This is a genomic window from Leucobacter chromiiresistens (assembly GCF_001477055.1).
GTDB lineage: Bacteria > Actinomycetota > Actinomycetes > Actinomycetales > Microbacteriaceae > Leucobacter > Leucobacter chromiiresistens_A.
In genome coordinates this window covers 36729-51629 of record NZ_LDRK01000013.1, presented here as the reverse complement: position 1 = coordinate 51629, position 14901 = coordinate 36729, and the positions used below count along the sequence as shown (strand labels likewise).

Below are 14901 nucleotides of genomic sequence, written 5' to 3'. Positions count from 1 at the left end.
CACAGTCGGCACGAGACCGGTCGCGCGCGCCGATCAGGGCTCTACCGTGGGCGCATGCGCAAGCACGAAGCACCAGAGAGCGTCGCCGCGGGAGCCGTGAGCCCCGCGGGCGTCGAGACCCGCGCGGGCGCCGAGAGCCGCGCGGGCGAGGGCGACGGCGCGATCCGCACGCGGCCCATCCTCACCAGCGAGTCCGTTCTATCGAGTGGGCACTGGCGCACGAGCGACCCTCCGGGTGGGCGCGGCGCCCCGTCGCTGGAGTGGGCGCCGCGCACCGGCATCAGGGAATGGCTTCGCCGCGGCATCGCGGCACCCGCGATGGCGGGGCTGCTCGTGTTCGCCGTGGCCGTTGCGATCGCGATCGGCATCACCCTGGCGCGCGGGCACGGCGTCGACGCAGCGGCAGCAGCCGACCCGGCGTCGGCGGCAGGGTCGGCTGTCGAACCCGGAGCAGACGCCGGCGCGGCGGGGGAGACTGCTGCGACCGGCGCCGGGGCGACCGGCGGAGGGGCCTCGGCGGCTGCGGACCAGTCGGGCGCCGTATCCGGCGACACCGGAGCTCTGGGCTCGACGGTGCAGGTGCACGTCGTCGGGGAGGTGAGCGCCCCGGGCGTCGTGGAGCTCGAAGCGGGGGCGCGGGTCGCCGATGCGATCGAGGCCGCGGGAGGCGCGACCGATGCCGCGGTGCTCGACGCCGTGAACCTGGCGCGAACGGCGACGGACGGCGAACAGGTGGTCGTGCCCGACGCGGCGCTCGCCGAAGCCTGGCACGCCGATCCCTCGCTCGCCGCGGGCGGGCAGCAGGCGGGGAGCCGGGAGGATGCGGCGGATGCCAGCGGTGCCGGGGGCGGAGGCGCGTACGCAGGGGGGAAGGTCGCGCTGAACGTCGCGACGGTCGACGAACTCGACACGCTGCCGCGCATCGGGCCGGCACTCGCGCAGCGGATCATCGACTGGCGCGACGCGAACGGTGGGATCACCTCGGTGGATGAGCTGCTCGAGGTGCCCGGCATCGGCGCCAAGACGCTCGACGGACTCAGAGACCTCGTGACTCCGTGACCCGCGCATCGGCATCTGCGCCCGGCAGCGGACGTCTGCTCGCACCCGCGCTCCTCGCCTGGGGCCTGGTGGCTGCGGCCGTCACGAACCCGGGGGCCGGGCGCTGGCTCGGGATCGCGGCCTTGGTGCTGGGAGTCGTCGCCGTCGTCGTGCGGCGCTTTCGCGGCGGCGCGGTACTGCTGCCGTATACGGCGATCGCGTGCGCGATGATCGTGGTGCTCGGGGCGCGGATCGACGCGCTCGAGGCGGTGCGAGCCGACGCGGGCTTCGCGGAGGTCGCGGCGAGCGGTCAGCAGACGGCGCTCGATATCGAGCTGCGCGGCTTCCCGAAGGCGGCAGCGGCGAGCTCCGATGGCGGACCGTCGGCGTGGGTGCCCGCCGCGGCGCGCTCGGCACGCGGGCCCCTGCCCGTCGTGCTCTGGTTCGACGATGACGCGGTGCCCGGAGCCGGGGCAGCACCCGACCATCACGCGGGCCCGCCGGAGACCTGGGGCCCCGGTACTGCGCTGCGCGTGGAGGGCGCGCTCGTCGTGCTCGACCCCGGATCATCGGCGCAGTACGGCGTTCGAGTCGCCTCTTTCGCGGCGGGCGAGGAGCCGGAGCCGGGAGGGCCGTGGCGCGTCTTTCGGGCGGCTGTGACCGGAGCCGCGGCGGAGATGCGCTCAGATCTGCGTGCCGCCGCGATGCAGGTGCCGGGCGCAGAGCTCGTGCCCGGCCTCGCCGTCGGGGACACGTCGTTGCTGTCCGAGCGCCTCGAGCAGCAGATGCAGGTCAGCTCCTTGACTCATCTCACCGCCGTCTCCGGAGCGAACTGCGCACTCGTGATCGCCGCGATCACGACGCTCGCCGCATGGCTGCGGACGCCTCGCAGAGTTCGGCTGAGCGCGGCAGCGCTCGGCCTCACCGGCTTCGTGATCGTCGTGGGGCCCGATCCGAGCCTGCAGCGCGCTGCCGTCATGGCCGCGGTCGTGCTCGCGTCGTCGTTCGGCGGGAAGCGCGCGGTCGCCCTTCCCGGGCTCGGCATCGCGACCTTCGCGCTGCTGATGAACGATCCCTGGCAGGCGCTGCAGCCCGGGTTCGCGCTCTCCGTCGCGGCCACCGCAGGCATACTGCTCTGGACACCCGGCATCGCCGTCGCACTGGGGCGGATCGCGCCGAGCCCGGCCTGGCTGCGCACCCCGATCGCGGTCGCCGTCGCAGCGCAATTCGCCTGCGGACCGTTGCTGCTGCTCGTGCAGCCCGGGTTTCCCGCCGCTGGGCTCATCGCGAACGTGCTCGCGGCGCCGGCCGCGCCCTGGGGGACGGGGCTGGGGCTGCTCGCCATGCTCGCGGCGCAGCTGGTTCCGTCGGCGGGCACGGCTCTCATCCAGCTGGCCGGTCTTCCCGCGCGGTGGATCGCCGCCACCGCGGACGTCACCTCGGCGCTGCCCGGCGCGCGCTGGCAGTGGCCCGGCGGTTGGGGCGGCGCACTGCTGCTCGCGCTCGTGGAGGGAGCAGTGCTCGTCGCCTGGGGACTGCTCGCCCGGCGCTTCGCGGAGCGCCATGTTCGAGCCCCGGTGGAACGCCGGGGGCAGGTCGCGGCAGAGCACGACCGGATCCCCTCCATCACGAGCGGACGTGTGCCGTGGGGGCGCACGCGCCCCCGTCCGCGGCACGTGACCGTATGGGTGGCAGCACTGCTGTGCGGGGCAGTCGGGGTCTTTCTCGGCCCCACCTTGGTCGTGCCGGCCGCCATCCGCCTCACCGCTCCACGCGACTGGAACGTCGTCGCGTGCGACGTCGGCCAGGGGGACGCGCTGCTGCTGCGCGATGCGAACGCCCCCGAGCGGGTCATGCTCGTCGACACGGGAGACGACCCCGAGCGGCTGACGTCGTGCCTCGATCGCTTCGGCGTGCAACGCATCGCGATCCTCGTGCTCACCCACGATGATCGGGACCACGTGGGCGCGCTGGGGGCGATCGCGGACCGGACGGAGCGCGCACTCGTGGCGCCGAACAACCGTGAGGACGGCGAGGCGCGACCGGTGCTCGAGCAGCTGAGCGCGGCGGGCGTGCCCGCGCGCGTCGGCCAGCGGGGAATGCGCGAAGCGCTCGGCGGGTTGGCCTGGGAGGTGCTCGCCCCTGATGCCGACGCCGTGCCGCCCGATACCAATAGCGCGAGCCTCGTACTGCGCGTGCAGGCCGGTGAGACATCGGTGCTCATGCTGGCCGACACGGGCGAGGACGAGCAGCGGGCGCTGCAGCGATCCGGCGCAGCCCTCGACGTCGATGTGCTCAAGGTGGCGCATCACGGATCCGCAGACCACGATCCGCTCCTGCTCGCCCGCGCAACGGCAGAGGTCGCCCTGATCTCGGTCGGCGCTGAGAACTCGTACGGGCACCCCGCGCGCGCCGTGACCGACGAGCTGACGCGCCTCCGGACGACCGTGCTCCGCACCGACCGCATGGGGTCGATCGCGATCGGCGGGGCACCAGGCGCACTCGACCTGTGGGTCGAACGTGGTGCGACCGCTGCGGCCGGTGCGGCGCGTGGGAGCCGGCCCCGCACACCCCGCACACCCCGCGCACCCGCATCATTTCGCGCCACGCGCGTCGAGTGTCGCGGCGCATGACGGGTAGGCTGGAGAGGTGGCACAGGCACGGAAGGCAGCTCCCCGGGCGCCGTCTGCGAAGACGAAGATCCCTCAGGTCGAGTGGAGCGAAGCGCGCCCCGCTCCGGTCGTGCTCGTCTCCGGCCCCGAGAGCTTCCTCGCCGACCGCGCGGGCCAGGCGATCCGCACCGCGCTCAGTGAGGCGAACGCCGACCTCGAAGTCCACGATGTCGATGCCGCCGCCTACACGGCGGGCGAGCTGTTCACCATCGCGAGCCCGTCGCTGTTCGCCGAACCTCGGCTGATCCGCGTCGAAGGCGTCGAGAAGTGCTCCGACGCCTTCCTCGAAGACACGAAGCGCTATGTCGCCGAGCCCGCCGACGGCACGACGCTGGTGCTGCGACACGCCGGCGGGCAGCGCGGCAAGGCGCTGCTCGACCTCGTCCGCGGCGGCGCCGGCGGCGGCATCGAGGTCGTCTGCGCCGAAGTGAAGAAAGACCAGGATCGACTCGCATTCGTGCAGGCCGAGTTCCGGCGCCTGGGCGCCCAAGTCACGCCCGGCGCGGCGCGGCAGCTCGCCGCGGCCTACTCGGGCGGCATCGGCGAGCTCGCCGGGGCGATCGGTCAGCTGGTGTCGGATGCGGGCACGCGAATCTCCGAGGATCAGGTGTCGCGCGCGACCGAGGGCCGGGTCGAGACGAACGCGTTCAGGGTCGCCGACGCCGCGACGGCGGGCCGCGCGGCCGATGCGCTCGTGCTGCTGCGCCAGGCCTTCGCGACGGGCACCGACCCGATTCCGATGCTCGCAGCGCTCAACATGAAGGTGCGCGCGATGGCGCGCGTCTACGGTGCCGGCGGATCGGGCGGTCAGCTCGCGAAAGAGCTCGGCATGGCCCCCTGGCAGGTCGATCGGGCACTGCGAGAGGTGCGAGGGTGGCGGGAGGAGGATCTCGCGCGCGCCATCGATCTCGCAGCGGACACCGAGTGGATGCTGAAGGGCGGCAGCCGCGACCCCGAGTACGCGCTCGAGAAGTACCTGCTGTTCGTCGCCAAGCGCGGCCGCGTCGCCTAGCCGCGCGCGGATCCGGCGACCGCGCGAAGCCGGGCTCGCGATCTGCAGCGAGGGCTCCAGGCGCGCACGCCGACCCGGGGAAACGAAAGAGGCCCCGCCGAAGCGGGGCCTCTTTCGTACGCGAGCGCGAGTTAGAGCGCTGCCGCCTGTGCGGCAAGCTTCGACTTGCGGTTCGCAGCCTGGTTCTTGTGGATGACGCCCTTCGAGGCGGCCTTGTCGAGCTTGCGGCCGGCGACCTTCAGCTTCGCCTCGGCGGCCGACTTGTCGCCCGAAGCGATCGCCTCGCGGGCGGCGCGCACCACGGTGCGGAGCTCGCTCTTGTACGCCTTGTTGCGCTCGGTCGCCTTGCGGTTGGTCTTGATGCGCTTGATCTGCGACTTGATGTTTGCCACGTTGAGATGTGTCCTTTAGATCCGGTTGACGGTTTGTTTCCGCACGGTGAGAGAGGGCACCTTACGGGTGGTGTGGTGAAAACCACACGCAAGCCAAGAACCGAGTCTAGCAGAACCGACGTGCGGTTCCCAGTGCCCCCGTCCTGCGTGTGCGCCGCGGGAGGGGGAGCGGCGCTCACGTCGCCGCGTCCAGCAGCTCGACCGTGTCGCCGACGACGATGTCGCCCCACGGCGCGCTTCCCTGCTCCGTGCCCGCGCGCACCGGCGCCGGAAGCGCGGCAGGCAGCAGCAGGGTGCCGAGCGTCGGCTCCTCCTGCCCGACGCGCTGGGTGAGGGTGGTGAGCACCCGGGCATCGCGTTCGCCCGTCTCCGGGTTCGCGTGCGTGGCGAGGCAGCGCACGATCGGCTCGGCGACGCGGAACTCGAGCTCGCCGATGCGCACGCGTCCGCTCCAGCCGAGCTCCTCCCAGGCGTCGACGCCGTCGATCACGATGTTCGAGCGGAAGCGGCGGTCGTCGAGCGGGGCCCTCGGGGCGATGCCGCGGGTGGAGTCGGACGCGGACGCGTCGACGCCGGCGGGCCGCTCGACGCCGGCGGGCCGCTCGATGACCGCGCTGAGCGCGAGGACGCTCGCGCGGCCGTGCAGCGAGACGTACCCCTGTTCACGATCCTGGAAGCGCGCGTGCTCGCCGTCCCCGACGAGCTCGAGGGGGAGCCGCCCCGGGCGCTGCAGCCGCTTGCCCTCGGGGGTGCCGAGCACGAACTCGGCGACGGCATCGGCGAGGCGTCTGCGGCCCGCATCGTCGAGCATCTCCGACGCCCAAAGGGCGCCGTCGCGGAGGATCGTGACGCGATGCTCGGCCGCATCGAACACCAGGCGCAGCGAGGCCAGCGCCGGAAAGTCCTGGAGCGCGAGGCCGCGCGCCTTCGGCCAGTAGTCGAGGCCGCCGCGCTGCTCGGGGAGCGACGCCTCGGCGAACCGGAACGCGAGCACGCGGTCGCCGACGATGCGGCCGTCCTGCTGCACCGTGATCCGCTCGCAGGGTTCCGGGGTGAATCCCTTGACGGGGTAGCGGTAGAGAGCGACGATGCGAGGCATCTGCTCATTCTCGCAGGCGCGCGGGCGCGCGGGAACGGGTGCGCGTCATCGCGCGGCTCGCAGTGGCGCGGCGGCGTGCGATAATTGCGGACAATGTCTCCACGCAGCCTGAACCCTCCAGTCCCGGCGTCGACCGACCCCGCGAAGATCCGCAACTTCTGCATCATCGCGCACATCGACCACGGCAAGTCGACCCTCGCCGACCGCATGCTGCAGGTGACGGGCACCGTGCCCGACCGCGAGATGCGCGCCCAGTACCTCGATCGCATGGACATCGAGCGCGAGCGCGGCATCACGATCAAGTCGCAGGCGGTGCGCATGCACTGGCAGACCGAGGCGGGCGACTTCGCCCTCAACATGATCGACACCCCGGGGCACGTGGACTTCAGCTACGAGGTCTCGCGCTCCCTCGCGGCGTGCGAGGGAGCGATCCTGCTCGTCGACGCGGCGCAGGGCATCGAGGCGCAGACGCTCGCGAACCTCTACCTCGCCATGGAGAACGATCTCGAGATCATCCCGGTGCTCAACAAGATCGACCTGCCCGCGGCCGACCCCGAGCGCGTCTCGCGGGAGATCGCCGACCTGATCGGCGGCGACCCGGACGACATCCTGAAGGTGTCGGGCAAGACGGGCGCCGGGGTCGAGGAGCTGCTCGATCGCGTCGTCGAGCGCATTCCGGCGCCGGTCGGCCTCGCCGACGCGCCGCCGCGGGCGATGATCTTCGACTCGGTCTACGATCCGTACCGCGGCGTGGTCACCTACGTGCGCATGATCGACGGCAGGCTGTCGCCGCGCGAGAAGATCCAGATGATGTCGACCGGATCCGATCACGAGGCGCTCGAGGTGGGCGTTTCGGCGCCGGAGCCGAAGCCGACGCAGGGGCTCGCCGTGGGCGAGGTGGGCTACCTCATCACGGGTGTGAAGGACGTGCGCCTGTCGAAGGTCGGCGATACGGTCACCGCGAAGCGCAATCCGGCGACGGAGGCGCTGCCGGGCTACACCGATCCGAAGCCGATGGTGTTCTCCGGCCTGTACCCGCTCGACGGCTCCGACTACCCGGTGCTGCGCGAGGCGCTCGACAAGCTCAAGCTCGAGGACGCGGCGCTGCAGTACGAGCCCGAGACGTCGGTCGCGCTCGGATTCGGCTTCCGCTGCGGGTTCCTCGGGCTGCTGCACCTCGAGATCATCTCGGAGCGACTGCGCCGCGAGTTCGACCTCGACCTCATCGCCACCGCGCCGAGCGTCGTCTACCAGGTCACCGCCGAGGACGGCCGCGAGATCACGGTCACGAACCCGTCGGAGTACCCCGACGGCAAGATCGCCTCGGTGCGCGAGCCGGTCGTCAAGACCGCGATCCTCGCGCCGAAGGACTACGTCGGCGCGATCATGGAGCTCTGCCAGAGCCGTCGCGGCAGGCTGCTGGGCATGGAGTACCTCGGCGAGCGCGTCGAGCTGCGGTACAGCATCCCGCTCGGCGAGATCGTCTTCGACTTCTTCGACCACCTGAAGAGCCGCACCCAGGGCTACGCGAGCCTCGACTACGAGCCGATGGGGGAGCAGGAGGCAGACCTCGTGAAGGTCGACATCCTGCTGCAGGGCGAGGCGGTCGACGCGTTCAGCGCGATCGTGCACCGCGACAACGCCTACTCGTACGGCACGATGATGACGGAGCGCCTGCGCAAGCTCATCCCGCGCCAGCAGTTCGAGGTGCCGATCCAGGCGGCCATCGGCGCCCGGGTGATCGCCCGGGAGAACATCCGCGCGATCCGCAAGGACGTGCTCGCGAAGTGCTACGGCGGCGACATCAGCCGCAAGCGCAAACTGCTCGAGAAGCAGAAAGAGGGCAAGAAGCGCATGAAGATGGTCGGCCGCGTCGAAGTGCCGCAGGAGGCGTTCATCGCCGCGCTCTCGGGTGATGTGGAGGGCAAGGAGGGCGGCAAGCGATGAGCCAGGATCAGCCGCCCCGTCGCAGCAGCCACGTCGAGATGCCCGTCGCATACGCAGCGGTCGGCGCCTCGAAGGATCCCGATGTCGTGAAGTACCCGCCTGAGGGCACGACGCCCTACGAGGAGGAGCTGCGCCTCGGCAGCGGCCAGGATCGGTTCCTGATCGCGTCGAGCCTGCTCATGACCTGGGGCGCGCAGCGCGGGTCGGGCGTGCGCGTCACCGACATCGTACGCGGCACGGGTTCCGAGTACGTGGGCCCGAGCTTCACCGGCGACGGGGCGCCGGAGGCGGCGGGCGACGTCGAGGAGCAGTTCGGGCCCGACGGCGAGCCGTACATCGTCGCCGGAACCACCGCGGTGCTGCATGCGGAGGGCCAGGAGCCCCGGAGCGTGCTCGTCGTCTACACGGTGGATGAGGAGCGGCGCGTGGGGTTCGCCTGGGGCACCGGCGACGAGGCGGGCGCCGTGGGGGAGCAGCTCTTCGTCATCGAGCACCGCGCCGACGACACCGTCTGGGCGGTCGCGCGCGGCTTCGTCGCCGCCCCGAAGAACGGCCTGCTCGGACTGCGCGGCCGGGCCGATGTGCGCACGGCACTCGATGCGGTGAAGCGCGGGATCGCGGCACTCGCACCGGGGGCGCAGCCCGCCCCCGACCTCGGGCCGAGCGCCGGTGAGGGGGCGGTCGCGGTCGAGGCCGCGGCGGAGCCCGCAGCGGCGCCGGAGCCCGCGACGGAGCCTGCAGCCGAGCCCGCGACGGAGCCTGCGGCGACCGCCGCGGCGGCGCCGGAGCCCGCTGCGGCGCCGGAGCCCGAGCCCGCAGCGGCGCATGAGCCGGAGCCCGCAGCGGAGCCCGCCCGCGAGGCAGCGCCCGCAGGCGACGAGCCCGCCGACACGACGACCGGCCCCACCCACCAGCGGCGGCCGAGCAAGCGCGCGTGAGCGTGCGACGATTCGCGACCCGCCGCGCCGCATCAGAGGGAGGGCTCCGTGCCGAGCGCGCTGCCTGACGGCGATCCCGCGCCCGAGGACGGCTCGCTGCCGAGCGGGGTCGAGATCGGTGCCGACGAGCGCCGATTCGGAGTGTACGTGCACGTCCCCTACTGCCGCGTGCGCTGCGGGTACTGCGACTTCAACACCTACACCGCGAGCGAGCTCGGCGGCACCTCGCGCGGCGACTACGCGGCGCAGGTCGCACGGGAGCTCGCGCTCGGCGGCCGCGTGCTGCGAGATGCGGGGCTCCCTGAGCGCCCGGCATCGACGGTGTTCTTCGGCGGCGGAACGCCGACGCTGCTCCCGGCGTCCGACCTCGCCGCGATGCTCGGCCGCATCCGCGACGAGTGGGGGCTCGCGGGGGGCGCCGAAGTGACGACGGAGGCGAATCCCGACTCCGTCGACGCCGCGTACCTGCAGACGCTCGCCGACGCGGGCTTCACGCGGGTGAGCTTCGGCATGCAGTCGGCGGTGCCGCACGTGCTCGCGACGCTCGACCGCACGCATTCGCCCGAGCGCGTGCCGCTCGTCACGCGGTGGGCGCGCGAGGCCGGCCTGCAGGTGAGCGTCGATCTCATCTATGGAACGCCGGGGGAGAGTCTGGGCGACTGGGAGCGGTCGATCGACGCCGCCCTGGCGTGCGAGCCCGACCACATCTCCGCGTACGCGCTGATCATCGAGCGCGGCACGAAGCTCGCCGCGCAGATCCGGCGCGGCGAGGTCGCGGGGCCCGACGAGGATCTGCACGCGGAGATGTACGAGCTCGCCGATGCCCGCTTCGCGGAGGCGGGGTTCTCCTGGTACGAGATCAGCAACTGGTCGCGTTCGCCGGAGACGCGCTCACGGCACAACCTGGCCTACTGGACGGGCGAGGACTGGTGGGCGGCGGGCCCCGGCGCGCACAGCCACGTGGGCGGGGTTCGCTGGTGGAACGTGAAGCATCCGGGGGCGTACGCGCAGCGCATCGAGCGGGGCGTCTCGCCGGCGCACTCGCGGGAGTCGCTGAGCGACGAGTCGCGGCGCGAGGAGCGCATTCTGCTGGAGACGAGGATCGCCGACGGTCTGCCCGCCGATGTGCTGAGCGCCGATGAGCGTCGCGCGATCCCGCAGCTGATCGCGGACGGGCTGATCGAGGGGCGGGCGGCGATCGCGGGCCGCGTCGTGCCGACGCTGCGGGGGCGCCTGCTGGCCGATACCGTCGTGCATCGGCTGCTCGGCGCCTGATGCGGGCGGGCGTCCGCGCCCTGCGGGCACGAGATGTCCGCGGCGTGTTCGCTGCGAGCGGGAACGGCCGGAGAGCGCCCGCCCTGCGCTAGACTTGGCACTCGGAGCAAGTGAGTGCCAGGGTCAGGAGGGGCGATGGTTTCGGAGCGCAGCCTCGCGGTGCTGCACGCGATCGTCGGCGACTACGTGTCGTCGAACGAACCCGTCGGGTCGAAGGCGATCGTCGAGCGCCACAGCTTCGGCGTCTCCGCTGCGACGATCCGCAACGACATGGCGCTGCTCGAGGAGGACGAGCTGATCGCCCAGCCGCACACCTCCTCGGGTCGGGTGCCGACCGACAAGGGGTATCGCCTGTACGTCGACACGCTCGCGCGCATCCGCCCGCTGAGCTCGGCGCAGCGCTCCGCGATCGAGCGGTTCCTGGGCGAGTCCTCCGACCTCGATGACGTCATGGCGCGCACCGTGCGCCTGCTCTCGCAGCTCACCAACCAGGTCGCGGTCGCGCAGTACCCGTCGCTGCGGCGCACCGTCGTGCGTCATATCGATCTCGTGGCGCTCGGCGAGGATCGGGTGCTCAGCGTGCTCATCCTCGGCAGCGGCGTCGTCGAGCAGCAGGTGGCCCTGCTGCCGGCGTCGCGCGTGACGGAGGCGTGGGTGCACGGGCTGCGCCAGCGGATCGCCGAGGCGGCGGTCGGCAGCGACGTCGAGACGGCGGCGCATGCGGTCGCGCGGCTCGACGAGGACCTGCCGAATTGGTCGCAGCCCGACGAGGCCGATCTCGTGAAGCGCGTGCTCGCGGTGGTGCTCGGGCAGTTGCAGGCCAACCGCAACGACCGGATCGCGGTGGCGGGTGCGGCGAACCTGTCGCGGCCCGGCGGCGAGTTCGCCGGCTCGCTCCCCGTCGTGCTCGAGGCGATCGAGGAGCAGGTGACGCTGCTCCGGCTCTTCGGAGAGCTGGCCCACGACGACCGCGAGGTCTCGGCGTCGATCGGGCGCGAGAACGAGGCGTACGGCCTCTCCGAAACCTCGATCATCGCGTCGAAGTACGAGGACGGCATCGCGATCTCGAAGCTCGGCGTGCTCGGCCCGCTGCGCATGGACTACGCGGGCAACATCGCCACGGTGCGCGCCGTTGCGCGCTATCTCAACAGATTCCTGGGGGAGGAGCGGTAGCGTCCGCCCTTCCCGCCCATCACTTCCATCCCCGACCCTGAGGAGCAGAACAGCGTGGCCGATCATTACGAGACTCTCGGTGTCTCCCGCGAAGCGAGCCCCGAAGAGATCAAGAAGGCCTACCGGCGTCTCGCCCGGCAGCTGCACCCGGACGTGAATCCGAGCGAGGAGGCGGCCGATCAGTTCAAGAACGTGACGCACGCCTACGACGTGCTCAGCGATCCGGAGCAGCGTCAGCGCTACGACATGGGCGGCTCGCAGGGCGGCGCCGCCGGGTTCGGCGACATCTTCGAGACGTTCTTCGGCGGTGGGGGGTTCGGTGGCGCCGGCCAGCGGGGCCCGCGATCCCGTTCGGAGCGCGGCGACGACGCGATGATCCGCGTCGACGTCTCGCTCGAGGACGTCATCTTCGGCACGCAGCGGGAGATCTCGGTGAACACGGCGGTGCTGTGCGAGGTGTGCCAGGGGAGCTGCACGCAGCCCGGCACGCATCCCGTCACGTGCGACGTGTGCGGCGGCCAGGGCCAGGTGCAGCGCCAGGTGCGCTCGCTGTTCGGCAACGTCGTCACGATGCACCCGTGCGGCAGCTGCCAGGGGTACGGCACGATCATCGAGCACCCCTGCGTCGAGTGCGCGGGCAAGGGCCGCGTGCGCGAGCGCCGCACCTTCCCGATCGAGGTGCCCTCGGGCATCGATACGGGCACGCGCCTGCAGATGCGCGGGGGCGGCGAGGTCGGGCCGGGCGGTGGGCCGAACGGCGACCTGTTCATCGAGTTCCGGGTGATGCATCACGATACGTTCAGCCGCGACGGCAACGATCTGCTCTGCACGATGCAGCTCTCCATGACCGACGCGATCCTCGGCGCGCAGGCGAAGCTCGCCGGTCTCGACGGCGAGGTGGAGGTGGCGGTCGAGCCCGGAGTGCAGTCGGGTGACATGCTCACGATCCGCGGCCGCGGCATCCAGGGGCTGCGCAGCACGACGCGCGGCGATCTGAAGATCGCGGTGCAGGTCACGACGCCCACGAAGCTGTCGAACCGCGAGAAGGACCTGGTGCGGCAATTCGCCTCGCTGCGGAAGGATGACGCCCCGCATCTCGGCGAGTTCCATCAGGGGTTCTTCGGCAAGATCCGCGACCGCTTCTTCCGCCAGGGCTGAGCGTGGCGAACCTCTACTACCGCGAGGATCTCGACGACGCGGATCTCGCTCCGGGATCGCTCGTGGAGGTCGGCGGCGAGGAGGGGCGCCACGCGGTGCGCGTGAGCCGGTTGCGCACGGGCGAGCGCATCCTGGTCGGCAATGGCGCGGGAGCGCTCGGCGAGGGCGTCGTCGACGCGGTCGCGAAGGATCGTTTCGCCGTGCGCATCGATCGGGAGGTCTCCCGGCCGACGCCCCGCGGCCCGCGACTCGTGCTCGTGCAGGCCCTCGCGAAGGGCGATCGCGACGAGCGCGCCGTCGAGCAGGCCACGGAGTTCGGTGTCGACGCGATCGTGCCGTGGCAGGCCGCCCGCTCGGTCTCCCGGTGGGATGGCGCGGGAGGCGAGGAGAAGGCGGCGAAGGGGCTCGCGAAGTGGCGGCGCATCGCCCGCGAGGCGTCGAAGCAGTCGCTCCGAGCCTCCATTCCCGAGATTCGCGAGCCGGAGACGCTCGACGGGCTGTGCGGTCTTGCGGCGCGCGAGGACCGCGCGGTGGTCGTGCTGCACCCGCGGGGCTCCGACCGGCTCTCCGAGTGGGCGGGCACCGCGGCGGCGTCGGATGAGCTGCGGGAGACCGTGCTCGTCGTGGGGCCGGAGGGCGGGTTCGCGGACGCGGAGCTCGATGCCCTGGAGGCTGCGGGCGCGGAGGTGCTGCTGCTCGGCGACACGGTGCTCCGCACCTCCTCCGCGGGCCCTGCGGCGATCGCGGTGCTCAATGCGGCGTTCGCCCGGTGGTGAGCTCGTCTGGCGTGTGTCCGTGAGCATCACCGCTCAGCGTCGATTCGTCGAAGGGCTCGTCGCCGCGCAGCACCCTTCGCACGCGTGCGATGTCGATCTGGTGCGTCCATGACCCGAGGAGGAGTGTGGCGACGGCATTGCCGGTGAAGTTGGTGAGCGCGCGCCCCTCCGACATGAACCGGTCGATCCCGACGATCACGCCGACCCCGTCGACGAGCTCGGGGCGATAGGCCTGCAGGCCGCCTGCGAGCGTTGCGAGTCCGGCGCCCGTGACTCCGGCGGCCCCCTTCGAGGCGATGATCATGAAGACGAGCAGCCCGATCTGCTCGCCGATGCTCATCGGGTCGCCCATGCCCGCGGCGATGAAGAGCGAGGCCATGGTGAGGTAGATGGCGGTGCCGTCGAGGTTGAACGAGTACCCCGTGGGCACGGTGATGCCGACGACGGGTGTCGAGACGCCCGCGTGCTCCATCTTGGCGATGAGCCGCGGCAGTGCCGATTCCGAGGAGGAGGTGCCGACGATCAGCAGGTACTCCCGCCCGAGGTACTTCATCAGCGCGAAGATGTTGAGGCGGGTGACCGCGTAGAGCAGCGTGCCGAGCACGCCGACGATGAAGACGACGCAGGTGACGTAGAACCCGACCATGAGCACCCCGAGGCTCCAGATGGCGGAGGCCCCGGTCTTGCCGACGACCGCGGCGATCGCTCCGAACGCGCCGACGGGAGCGAGCCAGAGGATCATGCCGAGCACCCGGAAGACGAGCGACTGCAGGTGCCGCACCGCGTGCATGACGGGAGCCGCCCGATCGCCGAGGCCCTGGAGGGCGAATCCCGTGAGCAGCGCGATGAAGAGCACCTGGAGCACGCTCTCGCCGGTGAAGGCGGAGAAGAACGTCGCCGGGATGATGCCGAGCACGAACTCCTGCGTGCTGCTGCTCTCACCCTCGACCGCGTATTCAGCGCCCTGCATGTCGAGCCCGGCTCCCGGGTGGAGCAGGTTTCCCACCACCAGGCCGATTGCGAGGGCGAACGTCGACATGAGCATGAAGTACGCGAGGGCGAGTCCGCCGATCCTGCCGACGGTTGCGGCCTTGGCGACGGAGCCGACCCCGATCACGATGGTGCAGAAGATGATGGGCGCGATCATCATCTTGATGAGCGCGACGAACGCCTTGCCGAGCGGTTCGAGCCCGACGGCGATGTCGGGCAGCACGAGACCGATGATCGCGCCGAGCGCGACGGCGGCGATGACCGCGACGTAGAGCCAGGTGTGCTTGTCCCAGGTCGTGCGTCGCGGTCTCCGCGTCGACGATCCGGGTTCGTGGGTGGTTGCCGTCGCCATGCTGCTCCTCCTGAGAACGCCGTCGTCGATGCGAGATGGTGCGCGGGCGCTGCGAGGCGGAGCCGCGGTGCGCTGATCA

Annotated in this window: 12 protein-coding genes; 9 read left to right on the top strand and 3 right to left on the bottom strand. The window is 71.8% G+C overall.

Features of this window, described 5'->3' with window-relative positions; translation table 11 throughout:
• Positions 1-54 precede the first annotated feature (54 nt).
• The 3 genes from NS354_RS02695 to holA are packed head-to-tail and all read left to right on the top strand — an operon-like array spanning position 55 to position 4722.
• Entirely contained in the window at positions 55-1059 is a 1005-nt protein-coding gene (locus NS354_RS02695; protein ID WP_058593076.1) for a ComEA family DNA-binding protein, read from the top strand.
• On the top strand, positions 1056-3671 hold the full coding sequence (locus tag NS354_RS02690) for a ComEC/Rec2 family competence protein (RefSeq protein WP_241490309.1): 2616 nt from the start codon (positions 1056-1058) through the stop codon (positions 3669-3671). The genes NS354_RS02695 and NS354_RS02690 overlap by 4 nt, the downstream gene beginning before the upstream one ends.
• Before the next feature lie 16 nt (positions 3672-3687).
• Complete coding sequence (holA, locus tag NS354_RS02685) at positions 3688-4722, top strand: DNA polymerase III subunit delta (RefSeq protein ID WP_058593075.1); 1035 nt, start codon at positions 3688-3690, stop codon at positions 4720-4722.
• 131 nt (positions 4723-4853) lie between these two features.
• On the opposite strand, the gene rpsT is transcribed toward holA, so the two are convergent.
• Both rpsT and NS354_RS02675 read right to left on the bottom strand, forming a co-directional pair.
• Positions 4854-5114, bottom strand: coding sequence for a 30S ribosomal protein S20 (rpsT, locus tag NS354_RS02680; RefSeq protein WP_010156921.1), 261 nt, complete (start codon positions 5112-5114; stop codon positions 4854-4856).
• A 175-nt stretch (positions 5115-5289) separates the two neighbouring features.
• Positions 5290-6213, bottom strand: coding sequence for an MOSC domain-containing protein (locus NS354_RS02675; RefSeq protein WP_058593074.1), 924 nt, complete (start codon positions 6211-6213; stop codon positions 5290-5292).
• A gap of 93 nt (positions 6214-6306) precedes the next feature.
• Here NS354_RS02675 and lepA point away from each other — a divergent pair, with 93 nt between their 5' ends.
• The 6 genes from lepA (at position 6307) to NS354_RS02645 (ending at position 13480) form a co-directional block, all read left to right on the top strand.
• Entirely contained in the window at positions 6307-8160 is a 1854-nt protein-coding gene (gene lepA, locus NS354_RS02670) for a translation elongation factor 4 (protein WP_058593073.1), read from the top strand.
• Complete coding sequence (locus NS354_RS02665; protein ID WP_082677864.1) at positions 8157-9098, top strand: DUF1990 family protein; 942 nt, start codon at positions 8157-8159, stop codon at positions 9096-9098. Before lepA ends, NS354_RS02665 begins: the two co-directional genes overlap by 4 nt.
• 48 nt (positions 9099-9146) lie before the next feature.
• Positions 9147-10373 carry a radical SAM family heme chaperone HemW gene (gene hemW / locus NS354_RS02660; protein WP_058593072.1) on the top strand — a complete coding sequence of 409 codons (1227 nt, stop codon included), beginning with the start codon at positions 9147-9149 and terminating at the stop codon, positions 10371-10373.
• Between the two features lie 135 nt (positions 10374-10508).
• Positions 10509-11546 carry a heat-inducible transcriptional repressor HrcA gene (hrcA, locus tag NS354_RS02655; protein ID WP_058593071.1) on the top strand — a complete coding sequence of 346 codons (1038 nt, stop codon included), beginning with the start codon at positions 10509-10511 and terminating at the stop codon, positions 11544-11546.
• 54 nt (positions 11547-11600) lie between these two features.
• The gene (gene dnaJ, locus NS354_RS02650; protein ID WP_058593070.1) at positions 11601-12704 is read left to right on the top strand and encodes a molecular chaperone DnaJ; all 1104 of its coding nucleotides are present in this window, start codon (positions 11601-11603) and stop codon (positions 12702-12704) included.
• A 2-nt stretch (positions 12705-12706) separates the two neighbouring features.
• Entirely contained in the window at positions 12707-13480 is a 774-nt protein-coding gene (locus NS354_RS02645; protein WP_058593069.1) for a 16S rRNA (uracil(1498)-N(3))-methyltransferase, read from the top strand.
• Here the strand turns inward: NS354_RS02645 and NS354_RS02640 are convergent.
• Positions 13455-14822: a cation:dicarboxylate symporter family transporter gene (locus tag NS354_RS02640; protein WP_058593068.1), complete on the bottom strand. Its 1368-nt coding sequence runs from the start codon at positions 14820-14822 to the stop codon at positions 13455-13457. The genes NS354_RS02645 and NS354_RS02640 overlap by 26 nt on opposite strands.
• Positions 14823-14901 lie beyond the last annotated feature (79 nt).